18 protein-coding genes are annotated in these 15,947 nt (G+C 58.9%); 6 read left to right on the top strand and 12 right to left on the bottom strand.

What is annotated here, in order from left to right; all coding sequences use genetic code 11:
- The first annotated feature begins 179 nt into the window (after positions 1 to 179).
- Positions 180 to 395, top strand: coding sequence for a ribosome modulation factor (gene rmf, locus AB4N82_RS17540; RefSeq protein ID WP_002553055.1), 216 nt, complete (start codon positions 180 to 182; stop codon positions 393 to 395).
- A gap of 123 nt (positions 396 to 518) precedes the next feature.
- Here the strand turns inward: rmf and AB4N82_RS17535 are convergent, their stop codons facing one another.
- From AB4N82_RS17535 to sctC, 5 genes are all read right to left on the bottom strand, one after another.
- A complete protein-coding gene (locus AB4N82_RS17535) occupies positions 519 to 1,538 on the bottom strand; it encodes a quinone-dependent dihydroorotate dehydrogenase (protein WP_095185350.1) in 1,020 nt (339 codons plus the stop codon).
- Between the two features lie 86 nt (positions 1,539 to 1,624).
- Positions 1,625 to 2,086, bottom strand: coding sequence for a transglycosylase SLT domain-containing protein (locus AB4N82_RS17530; protein WP_032888087.1), 462 nt, complete (start codon positions 2,084 to 2,086; stop codon positions 1,625 to 1,627).
- Positions 2,079 to 2,477, bottom strand: a complete 399-nt coding sequence (locus AB4N82_RS17525) for a winged helix-turn-helix domain-containing protein (RefSeq protein WP_122764694.1) — start codon at positions 2,475 to 2,477, stop codon at positions 2,079 to 2,081. Before AB4N82_RS17525 ends, AB4N82_RS17530 begins: the two co-directional genes overlap by 8 nt.
- Positions 2,478 to 2,619: 142 nt before the next feature.
- The gene (locus tag AB4N82_RS17520; protein ID WP_032887609.1) at positions 2,620 to 2,844 is read right to left on the bottom strand and encodes a FliM/FliN family flagellar motor switch protein; all 225 of its coding nucleotides are present in this window, start codon (positions 2,842 to 2,844) and stop codon (positions 2,620 to 2,622) included.
- 15 nt (positions 2,845 to 2,859) lie between these two features.
- The gene (gene sctC, locus AB4N82_RS17515; protein WP_460102387.1) at positions 2,860 to 4,308 is read right to left on the bottom strand and encodes a type III secretion system outer membrane ring subunit SctC; all 1,449 of its coding nucleotides are present in this window, start codon (positions 4,306 to 4,308) and stop codon (positions 2,860 to 2,862) included.
- A 249-nt stretch (positions 4,309 to 4,557) separates the two neighbouring features.
- On the opposite strand from sctC, the gene AB4N82_RS17510 reads away from it, so the two are divergent.
- The 5 genes from AB4N82_RS17510 to cobA all read left to right on the top strand — a co-directional run bounded on the left by AB4N82_RS17510 (position 4,558) and on the right by cobA (position 10,236).
- On the top strand, positions 4,558 to 5,784 hold the full coding sequence (locus AB4N82_RS17510; protein ID WP_032887605.1) for a CmpA/NrtA family ABC transporter substrate-binding protein: 1,227 nt from the start codon (positions 4,558 to 4,560) through the stop codon (positions 5,782 to 5,784).
- A 13-nt stretch (positions 5,785 to 5,797) separates the two neighbouring features.
- Entirely contained in the window at positions 5,798 to 6,373 is a 576-nt protein-coding gene (locus AB4N82_RS17505) for an ANTAR domain-containing response regulator (RefSeq protein WP_032887604.1), read from the top strand.
- Between the two features lie 211 nt (positions 6,374 to 6,584).
- Positions 6,585 to 7,796 carry a nitrate/nitrite transporter gene (locus tag AB4N82_RS17500; RefSeq protein ID WP_122764543.1) on the top strand — a complete coding sequence of 404 codons (1,212 nt, stop codon included), beginning with the start codon at positions 6,585 to 6,587 and terminating at the stop codon, positions 7,794 to 7,796.
- Entirely contained in the window at positions 7,796 to 9,466 is a 1,671-nt protein-coding gene (locus tag AB4N82_RS17495) for a protein kinase domain-containing protein (protein ID WP_122764693.1), read from the top strand. Before AB4N82_RS17500 ends, AB4N82_RS17495 begins: the two co-directional genes overlap by 1 nt.
- 26 nt (positions 9,467 to 9,492) lie before the next feature.
- Entirely contained in the window at positions 9,493 to 10,236 is a 744-nt protein-coding gene (gene cobA, locus AB4N82_RS17490; RefSeq protein ID WP_122764542.1) for a uroporphyrinogen-III C-methyltransferase, read from the top strand.
- Positions 10,237 to 10,293: 57 nt separating this feature from the next.
- Here cobA and AB4N82_RS17485 read toward each other — a convergent pair whose 3' ends face one another.
- The 7 genes from AB4N82_RS17485 to AB4N82_RS17455 all read right to left on the bottom strand — a co-directional run bounded on the left by AB4N82_RS17485 (position 10,294) and on the right by AB4N82_RS17455 (position 15,906).
- Positions 10,294 to 11,274: an OmpA family protein gene (locus AB4N82_RS17485; protein WP_032887598.1), complete on the bottom strand. Its 981-nt coding sequence runs from the start codon at positions 11,272 to 11,274 to the stop codon at positions 10,294 to 10,296.
- A gap of 107 nt (positions 11,275 to 11,381) precedes the next feature.
- Positions 11,382 to 11,972 (bottom strand): RNA polymerase sigma factor SigX, encoded by a 591-nt coding sequence (sigX, locus tag AB4N82_RS17480; RefSeq protein ID WP_032887596.1) that lies wholly within the window; start codon positions 11,970 to 11,972, stop codon positions 11,382 to 11,384.
- 87 nt (positions 11,973 to 12,059) lie between these two features.
- Positions 12,060 to 12,884 carry a mechanosensitive ion channel family protein gene (locus AB4N82_RS17475; RefSeq protein WP_003175519.1) on the bottom strand — a complete coding sequence of 275 codons (825 nt, stop codon included), beginning with the start codon at positions 12,882 to 12,884 and terminating at the stop codon, positions 12,060 to 12,062.
- Positions 12,885 to 12,886: 2 nt separating this feature from the next.
- Positions 12,887 to 13,132: a hypothetical protein gene (locus AB4N82_RS17470; RefSeq protein WP_025854229.1), complete on the bottom strand. Its 246-nt coding sequence runs from the start codon at positions 13,130 to 13,132 to the stop codon at positions 12,887 to 12,889.
- 85 nt (positions 13,133 to 13,217) lie between these two features.
- Positions 13,218 to 14,213: a zinc transporter ZntB gene (locus AB4N82_RS17465; protein WP_032887594.1), complete on the bottom strand. Its 996-nt coding sequence runs from the start codon at positions 14,211 to 14,213 to the stop codon at positions 13,218 to 13,220.
- Positions 14,214 to 14,237: 24 nt separating this feature from the next.
- Positions 14,238 to 14,729 carry a ribonuclease E activity regulator RraA gene (rraA, locus tag AB4N82_RS17460; RefSeq protein ID WP_032887592.1) on the bottom strand — a complete coding sequence of 164 codons (492 nt, stop codon included), beginning with the start codon at positions 14,727 to 14,729 and terminating at the stop codon, positions 14,238 to 14,240.
- Between the two features lie 187 nt (positions 14,730 to 14,916).
- Positions 14,917 to 15,906, bottom strand: coding sequence for an alpha/beta fold hydrolase (locus tag AB4N82_RS17455; protein ID WP_032887590.1), 990 nt, complete (start codon positions 15,904 to 15,906; stop codon positions 14,917 to 14,919).
- Positions 15,907 to 15,947 lie beyond the last annotated feature (41 nt).

Here is a 15,947-nt window from a genome sequence, read left to right as displayed (position 1 = left end):
AACGATCATTGAATCCGTGTGACCTATTGGTTAGAACTCAACACAGGTTGGCGCCGTAACGACGCCAACACCTAGGCTCGCCACGCCGGCAGCGAGCCCACCAACGGCAGAAAAACTCTGCCCGGCCTCAGACGAGGCCGAAGGATATCAAGACAGTCAACAAGTGAGGGAAACACCCTATGAGAAGACTTAAGCGTGATCCGTTGGAAAGAGCTTTTTTACGCGGATATCAATATGGCGTTCATGGCAAATCCCGTGAGCTTTGCCCATTTACTCTACCGTCGGTACGCCAAGCCTGGATCAACGGCTGGCGAGAAGGACGAGGCGACAACTGGGACGGTATGACTGGCACTGCGGGAATCCACAGACTCAACGAACTTCACGCCGTCGGCTAATCAAGGGCACTTAATTCCGACACCACCACGAATAGATGACGACTTAACCACGCACGCCCTCTCAAGGCGGCGGGCTTCGGCCCAGGGGCTCCTTTTAAGGAGCCCTTTTTATTGGGCGATCTTTCAACGCAATGCCGCTATCGCATCCACCGATTGACGAATAAGCGCCGGGCCTTTGTAGATAAATCCGGAGTACAACTGCACCAGGCTCGCGCCGGCGGCGATCTTCTCGGCAGCGTGCTTGCCTTCGGTGATACCGCCCACTGCAATGATCGGCAAACGTCCGGCCAACTCAGCAGCCAACACCTTGACGATATGGGTGCTCTTGTCCCGCACCGGCGCACCTGACAGGCCACCGGCTTCGTCGCCATGGGCCAACCCTTCGACGCCGACACGGCTGAGGGTGGTGTTGGTAGCGATCACTGCGTCCATACCCGAATCCACCAGGGCTTGGGCCACCAGTACGGTTTCCTCGTCACTCATGTCCGGGGCGATCTTGATGGCCAGCGGCACGCGCTTGCCATGGCGCACTGCCAAATCTTCCTGGCGCTGGCGCAGGGCTTCGAGCAACTGCTTGAGGGAGTCACCGAACTGCAGGCTGCGCAAGCCCGGTGTGTTCGGCGAGCTGACGTTGACGGTGACATAGCTGGCGTGGGCGTAGACCTTGTCCAAGCAGATCAGGTAATCGTCCACCGCTCGCTCAACCGGTGTATCAAAGTTCTTGCCGATATTGATGCCGAGGATGCCCTTGTACTTCGCAGCCTCAACCCGCGACAGCAGGTGATCGACGCCGAGGTTGTTGAAACCCATGCGGTTGATGATCGCCTCGGCTTCAGGCAGGCGGAAGATCCGCGGCTTGGGGTTACCGGGCTGCGGCCGTGGCGTCACGGTGCCGATCTCGACAAAACCGAAACCCAGTTGCGCGAAGCCATCGATGGCCGCGCCGTTCTTGTCCAGGCCAGCGGCCAGTCCGACCGGGTTGGGGAAGTCGAGCCCCATCACTGATACCGGCATTTTTGCGGGTGCCTTGCACACCAGGCCGTTGAGCCCCAGGCGGCCACCGGCGCCGATCAGGTCCAGGGACAGATCGTGGGAGGTTTCCGGGGAGAGTTTGAACAACAGCTGGCGGGCCAGGGTATACATGGGCGGGCTAGACTCGGATGGCGGCGAAAGGTGGCGGCGATTATAGCCGGGGTGACGGGGTGCACGCGAGGCGTGCTACCCAAACATCAATAGCGCTGCTGTACGAGCAACTCATAGCGTGCCCAAATTTTCTCTGCATAGCGCATGCGCAATGCGTCGCGCTGAGGGCCTGAGCCGGCGCCAACATTGTAGGAACCTACCGCCGTCCAGTTGTAGCCAAAGCGCTGAATGAAATCGGCCAGTATGGAAGCGCCTACTTCCACTGAGAGGCACGGCTCACTCAACAGCCGTTCCTCGGTAATGCCCAGCTTGAGCAAGCGGGGCAAATGAATACTGTTGATCTGCATCAGGCCGATGTCACGCGTACCATTTTGGTTTGCGTGGTTGATCGCATCTGCACGAAACCCCGACTCCACGGCAGCGATAGCCTGCAGCAATTCAGGCTCGATACCGTAGCGACTGGCGGTTTCCTCCCAGCAGTAGGCAAACGCCTGGTTTGCGCTGATCAATAGGCCGAGCAACAGCAGCCTGCGCCACAGCTTAGCCACGCCTGAGCTGGCCACAGGCCGAACACAGGTGCTGCGCGGCATCCGTATGCCCGGCCCCATGCCACTCAACGTTCACCGGACAGGTGAAGCGATACCCACGACCGTAGATGGTCTTGATAAAACCCTTGTCGGCTCCAAGATGCTTGCGCAGCGAGTAAATGCAACGGGTCAGTGACTCCTCCGCGACCTCCCCTTGTGGCCAGGCCAGTTCAAGCAAATGATCCTTGGTCATCAGGACACCGCCAGAGGCAAGCAGCAACCGCAAAACATGCAGCTCCTTGGGCGGCAACTGAACATCGCTGACTTTACCGCTTAGACGACCATCGCCATGCAGTATCCACTGGGAGAAATACAGGGAAGTCGCAGTCAACCCATCATTCACGACGGCCATATCCACCTCGGCATCCGACTCATTCCTTATTTCCAGTACTGGCTCTTGTGCCCACGTCATGACTATAAAAAACCGCCTTGCAGCCCACGCTAGGAAAAAACCCATACAGCCGCCGCTTTTCAGCATCACCCTGTAAGACCGTTCATTTACAACTGTCAGATGCCCCTTTTCGATAGACCTCGTGCAATTCAATCCCCAGGCGATCCTCCAACTGCACCAACTCCCCCAACGCCAATAGCCGGCCGTTAACCCGAACCTCCACGCAGTGGTTGATTCCAGGCGCCAATGGCAGCACCTTCCCAGGCGCAAAGGCTGAAAGGCGCCTGAAACTGACCAGTTGTTCCTGTAGAAGAATTTCCATATGCACGGGTTAGCACCTTTTTCACGGAGAGATATCGCGACCCGGGTGCACAAACGCACGTTGCACTCGTTCGTATTGCGCCGCAGTCAACGGCGGCGCACCAACGCCTGCCGGTAAGGCCTTCTCGCTACCCACGGCCCGGGACTGAATCACAAACAGACGAACCTTGGCCGAGCCATTTGATACGGCGTTTCGTCCCTGCTCATTGGCCTCACGGCTAAACGGCCCCAACCACAGGCGCTTGCCCTGCGGCACTTGCACCACGCTACTGATACTCACCCGCCCGACCGCGCTCGGTTTGCCGCGCCGACCGGCCTGGCTCATCTGGCGACCATCCTCAACGTGGAGAAGCATCTCGATCTGATTCGCTTCGGCAAAACGCGGCAACACGCTGACTTGGGAGCCGTAATGCACAGGCTTCCAATCAGCATGATCCTGTCCGGGAGCGGGCAGGTAGAAGGTGTGGTTATCCTGAAATATCGCTGGCACGTTCTCTTGGGTGAGAATCACCGGTAACGTCATCACTTTCGCTCGCCGCCGATGCTCCAGCGTGGCGATTTGCGCCATCAAGCGGTTATCGTCCATCGGTTCCAGGATTCGCGTGGCCTGACCCTTCTCCTCCTTATCCCAGGCCGGCTCCAGTTTTTTCAGGTCGTCACGCTCCACGTCCACCATCCAGAGCGAGACTTCGACAGACCGCTTGGGTGTGTCCAACTCGGCGATCAATCGCTCGATGAAACCCAACTGTTCAGGCTCGCCCTTGATCAGCAGGCTGTTGGTATCCAAATAGGGGATCACCGCCAGACTCTGGTCGGCCAGTGGTCCGTCCTCCTCAGACGCCAGCAGGGTGTCGATCAGCGACGCGATCCCCGGCACCGTGACCTTTTCCGGGCCCATGGAGTACACCCGGTCAGCAACATGGGTGTTGAGTACCTGGACGACAGCAAACGCATGGGTACCCACGCGCAAATCAGCACGTTCAAGGTCCATCAATTGGGCCAGATGCAACACCTGATCGACATAATTGGGCGGGCCCGACACAGAGAATGTCCGAGTTCCGCTGATCCTAAGGGGGTAGCGCGTTTCATCAACCCCCGAGCGGCGCATGAGGGCGCGAAACCTGTCGACGGATATATGCAACAACGTCACGGTCGAGCTTTTTGCTTCGCTGACGTCATAGAGGTAGAGCGCCTGCCCATCGCCGTACCAGATCAAGCCGTATTGCAATGCAAGCGTCTCCAGGGCGTGTTGAGGTGTATCGAGGTCAATGACTTCACTGATGCGTGTGCGCGCCACTTCACTGCTCACGACAATGGGCAGGCCCATAGGCACGGACAAGGCAGTAAAGACGGTATGCAGGCTCTCGTCCTGCGCCTGATAGGTTTCGCCATGGGCATCGGCACCTCCCAGCATCAGCGCGGCAAGCAGTAGCCAGAGGCAGGGAGTCGTTAAGGGGAAGTCAGCGTACACCGTAGGTTTCCTGGGCGGCCTGGCAGTGAGAGGCGGCCATACTGAGAGGCCGTCCATTTTCAATCTTGATGGAAAGGTGACGGCCGACAGCGCTTCCAGGCCCGTGGCATGTGCCTTGCTTTGCACTCGGTATCAGAGCGCACTCCAACGGCGGAGCGAGCTTACGGACAAAGGCGTCGTTACCCGCAATGGCCTTGCATCGCCATCTGAGGGAACGGCGCTTTTTTTTGAAAGAAAAGGTAGGTGTTGATGAACGATTCGGTTGGCAGCAGCCCGACAAGAGACCCACTGGCCTGGGTCAACGGCAGTGATGCTCCGGAAAAGAGCAGCCTCGACCTGGGCTTCATGGCTTTGAGCGACTGCGCCTCCTTGGTGGTGGCGGCAACCCAGGGCTTCGCTCAACCTTATGGCCTGACGCTAAACCTCAAGCGCCAATCCTCGTGGGCCAACCTGCGGGACAAACTGGTCAGCGGTGAACTGGACGCCGCCCACAGCCTGTACGGGTTGATCTATGCCGTTCACCTGGGCATCGGCGGCGTCGCACCCACCGACATGGCCGTGCTGATGGGATTGAACCAGAACGGTCAAAGCATCAACCTGTCCCACGCCCTGCAACGACAAGGGGTGGTCACTCCTGAGGCATTGGATCGTCACGTGCACCAAAGCCGAACAAAACTGACCTTCGCCCAGACCTTTCCCACAGGTACCCACGCCATGTGGTTGTACTACTGGCTCGCAAGTCAGGGCATTCATCCGTTACAGGATGTGGACAGCGTCGTGGTACCGCCCCCGCAAATGGTTGCGCACCTGCAAGCTGGTCGGATTGATGGCTTTTGCGTCGGAGAACCCTGGAGTGCCAGCGCAGTCGCGCAAAACCAGGGCTTTACACTGGCAACCACCCAAGCGATCTGGCCGAACCATCCAGAAAAGGTGCTCGGCTGCACACAGGCCTTCGTCGACCAATACCCCAACACCGCCCGCGTATTGGTCATGGCTATCCTCGAAGCCAGCCGCTTTATTGAAGAAAGTATCGAAAACCGGCGTTCCACCGCGCAGTTGCTCAGCGGCCGCGAGTACCTTGACGCGCCTCTCGACTGCATCGAACCCCGCCTGCTGGGCATTTATGACGATGGCCTGGGCAACCACTGGCAGGATCCCCATGCCCTGCGCTTTTTCGCCGATGGCGAAGTGAACCTGCCATATCTCTGCGATGGCATGTGGTTCATGACCCAGTTTCGACGCTGGGGCCTGCTGCGCGAAGACCCTGATTACCTGGGCGTTGCCCGCCAGGTCCAGCAACTGGCGCTGTATCGCCAGGCGGCAGACGCGCTGGGCATCAATGCGCAACGCCAGGACATGCGCAGCAGCCAACTGATCGACGGCAAGGTGTGGGACGGCTCGGACCCCGTCGGCTACGCCCGCAGTTTCCGATTGCATGCCATCGCCGACCACGCCAACCGCCAAGCCTTGCGCTGACAGGAGCACTTCTATGCTGCGAATCCTGTTGATCAATGACACCCCGCGCAAGGTCGGGCGCCTGCGTACGGCGCTGATCGAAGCTGGCTTCGAGGTGATCGATGAGTCCGGCCTGACCATCGACTTGCCGGCACGCGTCGAAACAGTGCGCCCGGATGTGATTCTGATCGATACCGAGTCACCGGGCCGCGATGTGATGGAGCAAGTGGTGCTCGTCAGCCGCGACCAGCCCCGGCCTATCGTGATGTTTACCGACGAGCACGACCCGAACGTGATGCGCCAGGCCATCAAGTCCGGTGTCAGTGCCTATATCGTCGAGGGCATCCAGGCCCAGCGCCTGCAACCGATCCTCGACGTGGCCATGGCCCGCTTTGAAAGCGACCAAGCCTTGCGCGCCCAGCTTCAGGCGCGGGACCAGCAGTTGGCCGAGCGCAAGCGCATCGAACTGGCCAAGGGCATGCTGATGAAAATGAAGGCCTGTAATGAGGAAGAGGCCTACACACTGATGCGCCGCCAAGCCATGAGCCGCCAACAGAAACTGATCCAAGTGGCAGAGCAAATCATCGCCATGAGTGAACTGCTCGGCTGATGTGGCGCGGGACTTGCTAAACAATCATCACAGGTAACCAACGGCGGTTGCCCCTCCACGACAAAGACGTCGCACATCCGGTTTGCCCTCGCGAACCCGATGGCGGCGTTTTTTCGTTTTGGCCCCAGCAGCACGGGGCCGGTGGGGCGGCCTCAGCCGGCTGCTCCATCACCAGGCCTTCTTACAAGACTCCCAACCGTTGAGGTGCGTGATGAAATCAAGCTTCTGGAAATCCGGGCACACCCCGACCCTGTTTGCCGCGTTCCTGTATTTCGATCTGAGCTTCATGGTCTGGTATTTGTTGGGCCCGCTGGCGGTACAGATTTCCGCCGACTTGCACCTGACCACTCAACAACGCGGCTTGATGGTGGCGACACCGATCCTTGCGGGCGCTGTGTTGCGCTTCCTGATGGGCATGCTGGCGGACAAGCTATCCCCAAAGACAGCCGGGCTGATTGGCCAGGTGATTGTGATTGTCGCGTTGTTCGGCGCCTGGAAACTGGGGGTTCACAGCTACGAACAAGCCTTGTTGCTAGGGCTGTTCCTCGGTATGGCCGGCGCATCCTTTGCAGTGGCGTTGCCGTTGGCGTCCCAGTGGTATCCAGCCGAACACCAGGGCAAGGCCATGGGCATCGCCGGCGCCGGTAATTCGGGCACAGTGTTCGCTGCATTGTTGGCCCCGGTACTGGCGGCGGCCTTTGGCTGGAGCAACGTGTTCGGCTTCGCACTGATTCCGCTGATCCTGACCCTGATCGTGTTCGCCTGGCTCGCGAAAAATGCGCCTGAACGCCCTAAAGCCAAGTCCATGGCTGATTACTTCAAGGCTCTGGGCGACCGCGACAGTTGGTGGTTCATGTTTTTCTACAGCGTGACCTTCGGTGGCTTTATCGGCCTGGCCAGCGCCCTGCCCGGCTATTTCAACGATCAATACGGCCTGAGCCCCATGACCGCCGGCTACTACACCGCCGCCTGCGTGTTCGGTGGCAGCCTGATGCGCCCAATGGGCGGCGCCTTGGCCGACCGTTTCGGCGGGATCCGCACACTGCTCGGCATGTACAGCGTCGCAGCAATTTGCATCGCGGCAGTCGGTTTCAACCTGCCCAGTTCCTACGCGGCGCTGGCGCTTTTCGTCTGCACCATGCTCGGTTTGGGCGCAGGCAATGGCGCTGTGTTCCAGCTGGTGCCACAGCGTTTTCGCCGTGAGATCGGCGTAATGACCGGCCTGATCGGCATGGCCGGCGGCATCGGCGGTTTCGCCCTGGCGGCGGGCATGGGTGCGATCAAACAGAGCACCGGAAGCTATCAATTGGCCTTGTGGTTGTTCGCGAGCCTGGGCGTATTGGCCTGGTTCGGTCTGCATGGCGTCAAGCGCCGCTGGAGAACTACTTGGGGTTCGGCCGCTGTGACCGCCGCGCGCGTCTGATGAGCCTGCAACTGAGCATCGCCCACGCCAGTGCCATCGGCCCACGGGCGGAAAACCAGGATGCGCTGCGGGTGGTTACCCCCGCTGCGGAACTGGCGGCGAGCAAAGGCTATCTGTGCGCCATGGCCGACGGCGTGAGCCAGTGTGCAGACGGTGGTCTGGCCGCCCGCTCAACTCTGCAGGCCCTGGCCCTGGATTACTACGCCACGCCGCAAACCTGGGGCGTGGCACAGGCACTGGAGCGGTTGCTACTCGCACAGAACCGCTGGCTGCAGGCCAATGGGGGAGGTCAACCGTTGCTGACCACCCTCAGCGCCTTGGTCTTTCGCGGCCAGCGCTTCACCCTGGCCCATGTCGGCGATTGCCGGGCATATCGCTGGCTGGACGGCGAGTTGCAGCGCATCAGCGAAGACCATGTGTGGGAACAGCCGGGCATGCAGCATGTGCTCAAGCGTGCCCTTGGCCTGGATCAACATCTGGTCCTGGATTTTCTCGACGGTCAATTGCGCGAGGGTGAGTGTTTCCTGCTGCTCAGCGATGGCGTGTGGGCGACCCTGGCCGATCACAGCATCAGCGCGATCCTGCGTGAACAAACCGACCTCGACCTGGCGGTAAGCACCCTGATCAACGCCGCGCACCTGGCGGGTAGCCAGGACAATGCCAGCGCCCTGCTGGTGCGTGTCGACACGGTCGGCGAGGCCACGCTCGGTGACGCCTTGGTGCAGCTGCAGCAATGGCCCTTGCCACCGCTGCTCAAAGCCGGGCAACACTTTGAAGGTTGGCAGGTCGACGCCGTCCTGGCACACAGCAGGCAGTCATTGGTGTACCGGGTACGCGATGCCCAGCAGCAACCCTGGCTGCTGAAAACGCTGCCCCTGAGCCGCGATAATGACAGCGACGGCGGTCAGGCATTGTTGTCGGAAGAATGGTTTCTGCGAAGGGTTGCCGGGCGGGCGTTTCCGGAAGTCCATACGGCCAGCGGGCGTCAGCATTTGTACTACGTGATGCGTGAATATCCCGGTATGACCCTCGCCGAGCTCTTTCAGCGCCAGGGCCCACTGCCCCTGGCGCAATGGCAGTCCGTCGCCGAGCGTTTGCTGCGCGCGGTGGGCATGCTGCATCGACGGCAGATCCTGCACCGCGATATCAAGCCGGAAAACCTGCTGCTGGGGGACGACGGAGAATTGCGAGTATTGGATTTCGGTCTGGCGTATTGCTCGGGCCTGTCAGAGGATCGCGCCCATGTGCTGCCCGGCACTCCGAGCTTTATCGCGCCTGAGGCGTTCAATGGCGACCGTCCTACAGCACAACAGGATTTATATAGCGTTGGTGTGACGCTGTATTTCCTGCTGACCGGGCACTACCCATACGGTGAAATCGAAGCTTTCCAACGACCTAGATTTGCCCAATCCATCACCGCCAGCCGCTATCGTCCGGACCTCCCGGACTGGCTCCCTCTGAGCCTGGAACGCGCTGTGGCAGCGCAGCCGACGCATCGCTACGAGACTGCCGAGGAATGGCTGCTGGTGCTGGAGCAGGCTGATCGCCAAGAGCTGAGCATCCGTCCGAGGCCACTCCTTGAGCGCGAACCTTTGAAGGTTTGGCGCACCTTGGGCCTGGTCTCGATGCTGATCAATCTGATTCTTCTGTATTCACTCTTTCATAGCTGACGTCAGCTCTAGACGAGGAAAAACACATGAACGCAAAAGTCTGGCTGGTGGGCGCAGGCCCCGGCGACCCAGAACTGTTGACCCTCAAAGCCGTACGGGCAATGAACGAAGCCGATGTAGTGTTGATCGATGATTTGGTCAACCCGGCCGTACTGGAGCACTGCGCCGAGGCTCGTGTGATTACCGTGGGTAAACGCGGTGGCTGCCGCTCAACCCCGCAGGATTTTATCCATCGCCTGATGCTGCGTTACGCCCGCCAAGGCAAATGCGTGGTGCGGCTCAAAGGTGGCGATCCGTGCATTTTCGGACGCGGTGGTGAAGAGGCCATGTGGCTGCGCGAGCGTGGCGTCGAGGTGGAGTTGGTCAACGGGATCACCGCAGGGCTGGCGGGTGCGACGAACTGCGCGATTCCTCTGACATTGCGCGGTGTCAGCCGCGGCGTGACGTTGGTCACGGCCCACACTCAAGACGACAGCAGCGTTAATTGGCGCGCGCTGGCAGAAGGTGGAACGACATTGGTGGTGTACATGGGGGTGGCCAAGCTGGAGGAGATTCGCCAGCAATTGCTCGGCGGCGGGATGGCAGCTGATATGCCAGTGGCGATGATCGAAAATGCATCACTGCCCCTGCAGCGCGAATGCCGTAGTGAGCTGTCACGCATGCACGAGGATGCTCATTCCTTCGCCTTGAAGAGCCCTGCAATCCTGGTGATTGGCAGTGTTGCCGCCACCGACCAAGTGGCCTACATCACGGCAGCGGCCAGTGCCTGAGGCAAATTCCAGGCGAAAAAAAGCCCGGCCTGAGCCGGGCTTTTTTCTACTCAGTAATTACTGAGCTTGAGCTTCAACCGACGCTTCTACGCGACGGTTAACAGCACGACCTGCTTCAGTTGCGTTGTCAGCAACTGGGCGGGATTCGCCGTAACCAACAGCAGTTACACGGCTAGGAGCAACGCCGTCTTTAACCAGGACTTGCTTAACAGCGTCAGCACGACGCTGGGACAGCTTCTGGTTGTAAGCGTCTGGACCTACGGAGTCAGTGTGACCAGCAACTTCTACGTTGGTAGCTGGGTACTGAGCCATGAAGTCGGCCAGGTTTTTCACGTCGCCGTAGCTGTTAGGCTTAACAACGGATTTGTCGAAGTCGAACTTAACGTCCAGCTCAACACGAACAACCTGAGCAACTGGAGCTTCTGGCTCTGGAGTTGGCTCTGGAGCTGGTGCTGGAGTAGGAGCTGGAGCAGCTGCGCCAGCGTTACCGCCGAAGTTTACGCCCAGGCCGACCAGTGCGGAGTAGTCCCACTTGCCGTTGTCCAGACCGTAGTCAGCTTCAACACCGGCACGAGCGTACAGGTTGTTGGTGAAGTAGTACTTCACGCCAGTACCGACGGTAGCGAAAGTGGTCTGATCGCGACCGCTGTGGCCGTCAGCTTGTACGTTGCCACGGCTCTGGTGGCCGAAACCGCCTTCAACGTATGGACGCAGGCTGTCAACACCAGCTTGACCGAAGTGATACTGGGCAACCAGGCTGCCGGTATCGCCTTTGATCTTCTGGCTACCAGTACCGTCGTTCGAACGGGTGTGGTTGGTTTTGTCGTAGGACAAGTTCAAGGACAGGTCGTCGGTCAGGAAGTAACCGATGCGAGCGCCAGGATTGAAGCCGTCTTCGATGTGCTTGACGCTATCGTTGTACTGCTTCTTGTAGAACAGCTCGCCTTCAACTGCGCCTTGGCCTTGTGCCAGAACGCCGAAAGAAGTTGCGGCAATAAGAGAACCAATGGCCAAGCCCAAGGTGTTTTTCAGTTTCATCCGTTAAATCCCCATCTGGTGATTGTAAAGCAGTCCCACAAACCGGGGGACAACTCGGCGACAAGTCTAACAGAACTTGCCTACACGTAAGAGATATTTGCCACGCACTAAGTTTCAGTCTCGCCCGCAAATTTCTCACGTAATTTATCTAGAGCACGTTTGTAACGCATTTTTGTAGCACTCAAACCCATGTGCATGATGTCAGCGATTTCCTGGAACTCCAGCTCTGCGACAAATCGCAGCACCAGAATTTCCCGGTCAATCGGGTTCACATACACCAGCCAGCGATCGAGTCCGCCCTTTTCCTCGGGTGCCGGCGACTTCTCTTCAGTCGCCTCCTCAAGGGGGTCCAGACTCAAAGCGTCCATCAAGCGACGCTTTCGCCGTTCCTTCCGATACTGCGTGATGCACTCGTTGTACGTGATGCTGTAGAGCCAGGTCTTGAACTTCGATTTACCCTCAAAGTTCTTCAGGCCGTACAACACCTTGAGCATCACTTCCTGACAGACATCGTCCGCATCTCTATCGTTCCCTAAATACCTTGAACAAACGTTGAACAGAGTGCGTTGATATCTGCGCATCAATTCTTCGTACGCGCGAGTGACGTGAAACAGCTCCGTGTGCGAGCGCGCGACCAACTCCTCATCAGAGAGCTCACGGGGGTCATAGCGCGTGGACAGCGTTTGGGCTTTATTCAAAACAAGTCGTGCCGACAGTCAGGTCAATGTCCGCTACAGCCCGGTCAGCCGAGCTTGCGGCGGCGTACATTAGCAGGGTTTACCGGATTAGCGGCTACTGACCTGCTGCTCCAGGAGAATCCGATTGGACAACGACACCAGGTCACCGTCATCGGTCAGCACCGTCGTCTTGACCGTGCCGATCTCCTCGATTTGCCCTTCGACCTCGCCTACACGCACCTGTTGCCCAACTTGATACAGCTCGCGCACATAGATTCCCGCAAGAATCTGACCCGCAATTTCCCGGCTTCCCAAGCCCATGGCCAGCGCAACGGCCAGACCAACGGTAATCAAAACGATCACAATTACATGGTTGAGCAGGTCAGTCTTGACCTCCAACTGGCTGATCGCGACCGAAATACTGATGATGATCACCAACCCCTGGGCAATTCGCCCCAGGCCAGCAGCATAATCCAGCCCCACGCCTTCGGCAGCGCCGCGCACCAACCCATTGGCCAGTTGCGCCAGCAGAACACCTACCAGCAGTACCAGCGCGCCGCCGAAAACTTTCGGTAAATACAGCGCCAGCATGTCGAGCGTAGCTGAAACTCGCTCAAGTCCAAGGGATTGAGCCGCAGAAACCAGAAAAATCAGCAAAACGAACCAATAGACGATCTTACCGATCAACGTGGAGATCGGCACTTGCAGCCCGGCACGCCCCAGCAGCTTGGTCAGGCCAGTACCTGCCATCAGGCGATCAAGCCCGAGTTTAGCGAGCAATTTGGACAGCAGGGTATCGAGCAGCTTGGCTACGACAAAGCCCAGCAATACCAGGACCAGAGCACCAAACAGGTTGGGAATGAAGTTCGCCACCTTGGTCCACAATGCGGTCATTGCAGTGACCAGGCTCTGGGTCCAGAGATCAAGTTCCATATTCAATCAGCCTTATCAGCAGTGCGAGCAAGAGGTTTACGACGGGAAACCGGTGAAACGTGGGCCGAACCGTTGTTCAAGGCCATCATCAACGCCGGCACCCAGCGGCCGAGCAGACCGAACAGGTCACCCGCGCCCACCTGGCGGTTAGCGGTTTTCAACACGCGGCCCAGGCAGGCATCGTCGTCACGGTTGGACGGCGAGGCATTGAGCATGTCACGTAAAGACTGTTCGAACGGATCGTGCATAAAGACCTCTCGCAAGTGTTTTAAAGACGAGGGGAAAATTTCTGGGGTCACATAGGACCCTTCCTACATTCAGGTGATATTCAGCTCAAACCCAGCGTAACCGCCGAAATAGCCACCATTGTCCGAGGGCCACCGACACCATCAACAGGCACGCAATGATGAAGCCATAGGGGCTCTGAGAGAAAGGTATGCCTCCCACATTTATACCCAGTAAGCCGGTCAAGAAGCTCATGGGCAGGAAGATTCCAGTGATGATCCCAAAGCGATACATCGTGCGGTTCATGCGCACGCTCAAGCGCCGGTCTTCGGCCTCCAGCACAAGCCCCACGCGCTCGCGGGTCAATTCGAGCTCTTCCAGATAGCGGGTCAGGCTGTTGTTCAATTCGTTCCAATAGTCGGCATCGTCATCGCAGAACCATGGCAATTTGATCCGCGTCAGTTGAGCAAAAATGTCCCGCTGCGGCGCGAGGAATCGCTTGAGCCCTGCCGCTCGTCGACGGATCTGCAACACGCTGCCGTGCTCCGGAGTATACCGTTCGTCGGTATCGAGTTTTTCTTCCTCGGAATCCACGACTTCAGAGAGGTCCGTGACCAGATCCTGCACTTTATTGGTCAGGTACTGCGCCATATAAAGGATGAGTTCAGACGCAGTTCTTGGCCCTTTTCCCTCCGCCAGTTGCACAAGCAGTTCATCGGTAGCGCGCAGCGGGCGCAGGCGCAAGGAAATCACGCGGCTGGCGGCGGCGAAGATACGCACCGACACCATGTCTTCGGGCTCTGCACCCGGATTGAGGTTAACCCCGCGCAGGAACAAGAGGAGCTCGCCCTCTGGCAGCGGCAACAAGCGCGGGCGGGTGTTCTCCTCCAGCAGCAGGTCGCAGGCAAATTCGCTCAGGCCACTGGATTTACGCAGCCAGGTCTGGGTCTGCGGATGGCTGCGATCCCAATGCAGCCACAGGCTTTCCTGGGGCTGCAGTTGCAAGTCGTCGAGCTCAGTCCGGGCAATCGAACGCGCACCGCCTTTACCGTCCAGCACCAGGGCATGCACCAGCCCCCATTGCGCGTTTTCTTCCTCGAACATCCTCACCCCGTCGGTTATTGCGGTTTATTCAGGCATTTTCAGCGGGCTTGGCGACACAATCACGCCATTATTATCCGCATAGATGTACTCACCCGGACGAAAGGTCACGCCGGCAAATGTGACCACCACATTCAAGTCACCGATGCCGCGCTTGTCGGTCTTCATCGGGTGGCTGGCCAGGGCCTGGACGCCAAGATCGGTCTGCGCGATGACATCGACATCACGGATGCAACCGTAGATCACCAACCCTTCCCAGCCGTTTTTTGCGGCTTTCTCGGCGATCATGTCCCCCAACAACGCGCGCCGCAGGGAACCGCCCCCGTCGACCACGAGCACCTTGCCGGCGCCCGGCTGGTCGGCTTGCTCCTTCACCAGCGAGTTATCTTCGAAGCACTTGATGGTGACAATCTCGCCGCCAAAGGAATCTCGGCCGCCAAAATTACTGAACATCGGCTCGACCACCTGCACCAGATCCGGGTAGGCGTCGCACAGGTCGGGGGTCACGTAATGGTTCATCGAAAAATTCCTTTCTGCCAGAGAAGTGTCTTTCAAAGAAGTACCGGCCGAAGCGGACGGGGAACATCCCTTTCGCCTCGCCGCAACGCAAGAGCCACTGCGCGACTGAATATGACCAGAAGCGTTCAGCGCGTCATATCTTAGCCGCAACCTCGCACAAGCGAAACGCCCTTGGCAGAGCGCTGCGTCAAACCGTCGCCACTGTATCGACCGGGGCGCCAAGCAAAGGTGTGAGCGGATCTTTTAACCATTGCGCCACCAGCGGCCACACTTCGGCCTGTGCGGCCTTGCTCACCAGCATTTCCACATGCCCGAAATCCTCGGTAAAACCTTGCTGGCGGCCCAGGCAAAGGTATTGCCGATGCTCAGAACCGATTTGCTCGAACAACTTGCGACATGCCCAATCAGGGTCCTGTTGATCACCGGCAGCACTGACGGCCAACAGCGGCACATCGACGGTTGCCAGGCCTTTCCACCAGTCCTGCTTACCCTCGCCAAAGCGTCCAAACAGGCCATTCCAACGCATGGCTTCGATCAGCACGCCTGCGGGCTCATCCTCCGGACCGCGCTTGAGGCGCGAGCCGGACAATTCCCCGAAGCGTTTCAGAAGCAATCGACCGGTCCACTCCACCGGAGGAAGCTTCAATGGCCAGTGGGTGCGACTGACCTGGCAACCAAACAAGGCCACGGAAGCCACTGCCGGCGCGCCAAGGTGCTCACCACCCAGCGCCGCCGCCAAGGCTGTGCCGCCCAGGGAGTGCCCGATCCAGTGGGGGATCTGCGCACTTTGCTCTCTCACAAACGCGCCGATAGCCGGCAAATCATAGCGCGCGTAGTCGGCGACCCGATTTTTGGCGTAGTCATGATTGCGCTTGGACAAACCATGGCCGCGCATTTCCGGTATCCACACATCGAAGCCCTGGCGCGCCAGGAAAGCACCCAAGCCGATGCCTTTAGGCGAATACCAGAAACGCCGATTGGAAAAACTGCCGTGCAACAAAATCACCGGGATGCCCCGGTTTTCCGGGACATCGGCAAGGCCCAAACGGGTAACTGCCAGCTCAACGGTGCCGTCGGGGCTATTACCGGGTTTGAGGCGATATACATCTTCACTCAGGTCGCCACGACGTTCAGCGCTGATCAGGGCGACGGGAAACAGATTGCTGCTGCTTTGCATAATGCTCTTGCACAAAAAAGGGCGGCGTCCGGAAGGAGATC

The sequence above is a fragment of the Pseudomonas sp. H1_D04 genome, from assembly GCF_054683855.1.
Note: the sequence above shows the minus strand (reverse complement) of the source record. Positions and strands in the feature narration are given on the sequence as shown.

Coding starts and splice junctions, on each gene's coding strand:
- rmf (WP_002553055.1), top strand. CDS start 180: ATGAGAAGACTTAAGCGTGATCCGTTGGAAAGAGCTTTTTTACGCGGA.
- AB4N82_RS17535 (WP_095185350.1), bottom strand. CDS start 1,538: ATGTATACCCTGGCCCGCCAGCTGTTGTTCAAACTCTCCCCGGAAACC.
- AB4N82_RS17525 (WP_122764694.1), bottom strand. CDS start 2,477: ATGGCCGTCGTGAATGATGGGTTGACTGCGACTTCCCTGTATTTCTCC.
- AB4N82_RS17510 (WP_032887605.1), top strand. CDS start 4,558: ATGAACGATTCGGTTGGCAGCAGCCCGACAAGAGACCCACTGGCCTGG.
- AB4N82_RS17505 (WP_032887604.1), top strand. CDS start 5,798: ATGCTGCGAATCCTGTTGATCAATGACACCCCGCGCAAGGTCGGGCGC.
- AB4N82_RS17500 (WP_122764543.1), top strand. CDS start 6,585: ATGAAATCAAGCTTCTGGAAATCCGGGCACACCCCGACCCTGTTTGCC.
- AB4N82_RS17495 (WP_122764693.1), top strand. CDS start 7,796: ATGAGCCTGCAACTGAGCATCGCCCACGCCAGTGCCATCGGCCCACGG.
- cobA (WP_122764542.1), top strand. CDS start 9,493: ATGAACGCAAAAGTCTGGCTGGTGGGCGCAGGCCCCGGCGACCCAGAA.
- AB4N82_RS17485 (WP_032887598.1), bottom strand. CDS start 11,274: ATGAAACTGAAAAACACCTTGGGCTTGGCCATTGGTTCTCTTATTGCC.
- AB4N82_RS17475 (WP_003175519.1), bottom strand. CDS start 12,884: ATGGAACTTGATCTCTGGACCCAGAGCCTGGTCACTGCAATGACCGCA.
- AB4N82_RS17470 (WP_025854229.1), bottom strand. CDS start 13,132: ATGCACGATCCGTTCGAACAGTCTTTACGTGACATGCTCAATGCCTCG.
- AB4N82_RS17465 (WP_032887594.1), bottom strand. CDS start 14,213: ATGTTCGAGGAAGAAAACGCGCAATGGGGGCTGGTGCATGCCCTGGTG.
- rraA (WP_032887592.1), bottom strand. CDS start 14,729: ATGAACCATTACGTGACCCCCGACCTGTGCGACGCCTACCCGGATCTG.
- AB4N82_RS17455 (WP_032887590.1), bottom strand. CDS start 15,906: ATGCAAAGCAGCAGCAATCTGTTTCCCGTCGCCCTGATCAGCGCTGAA.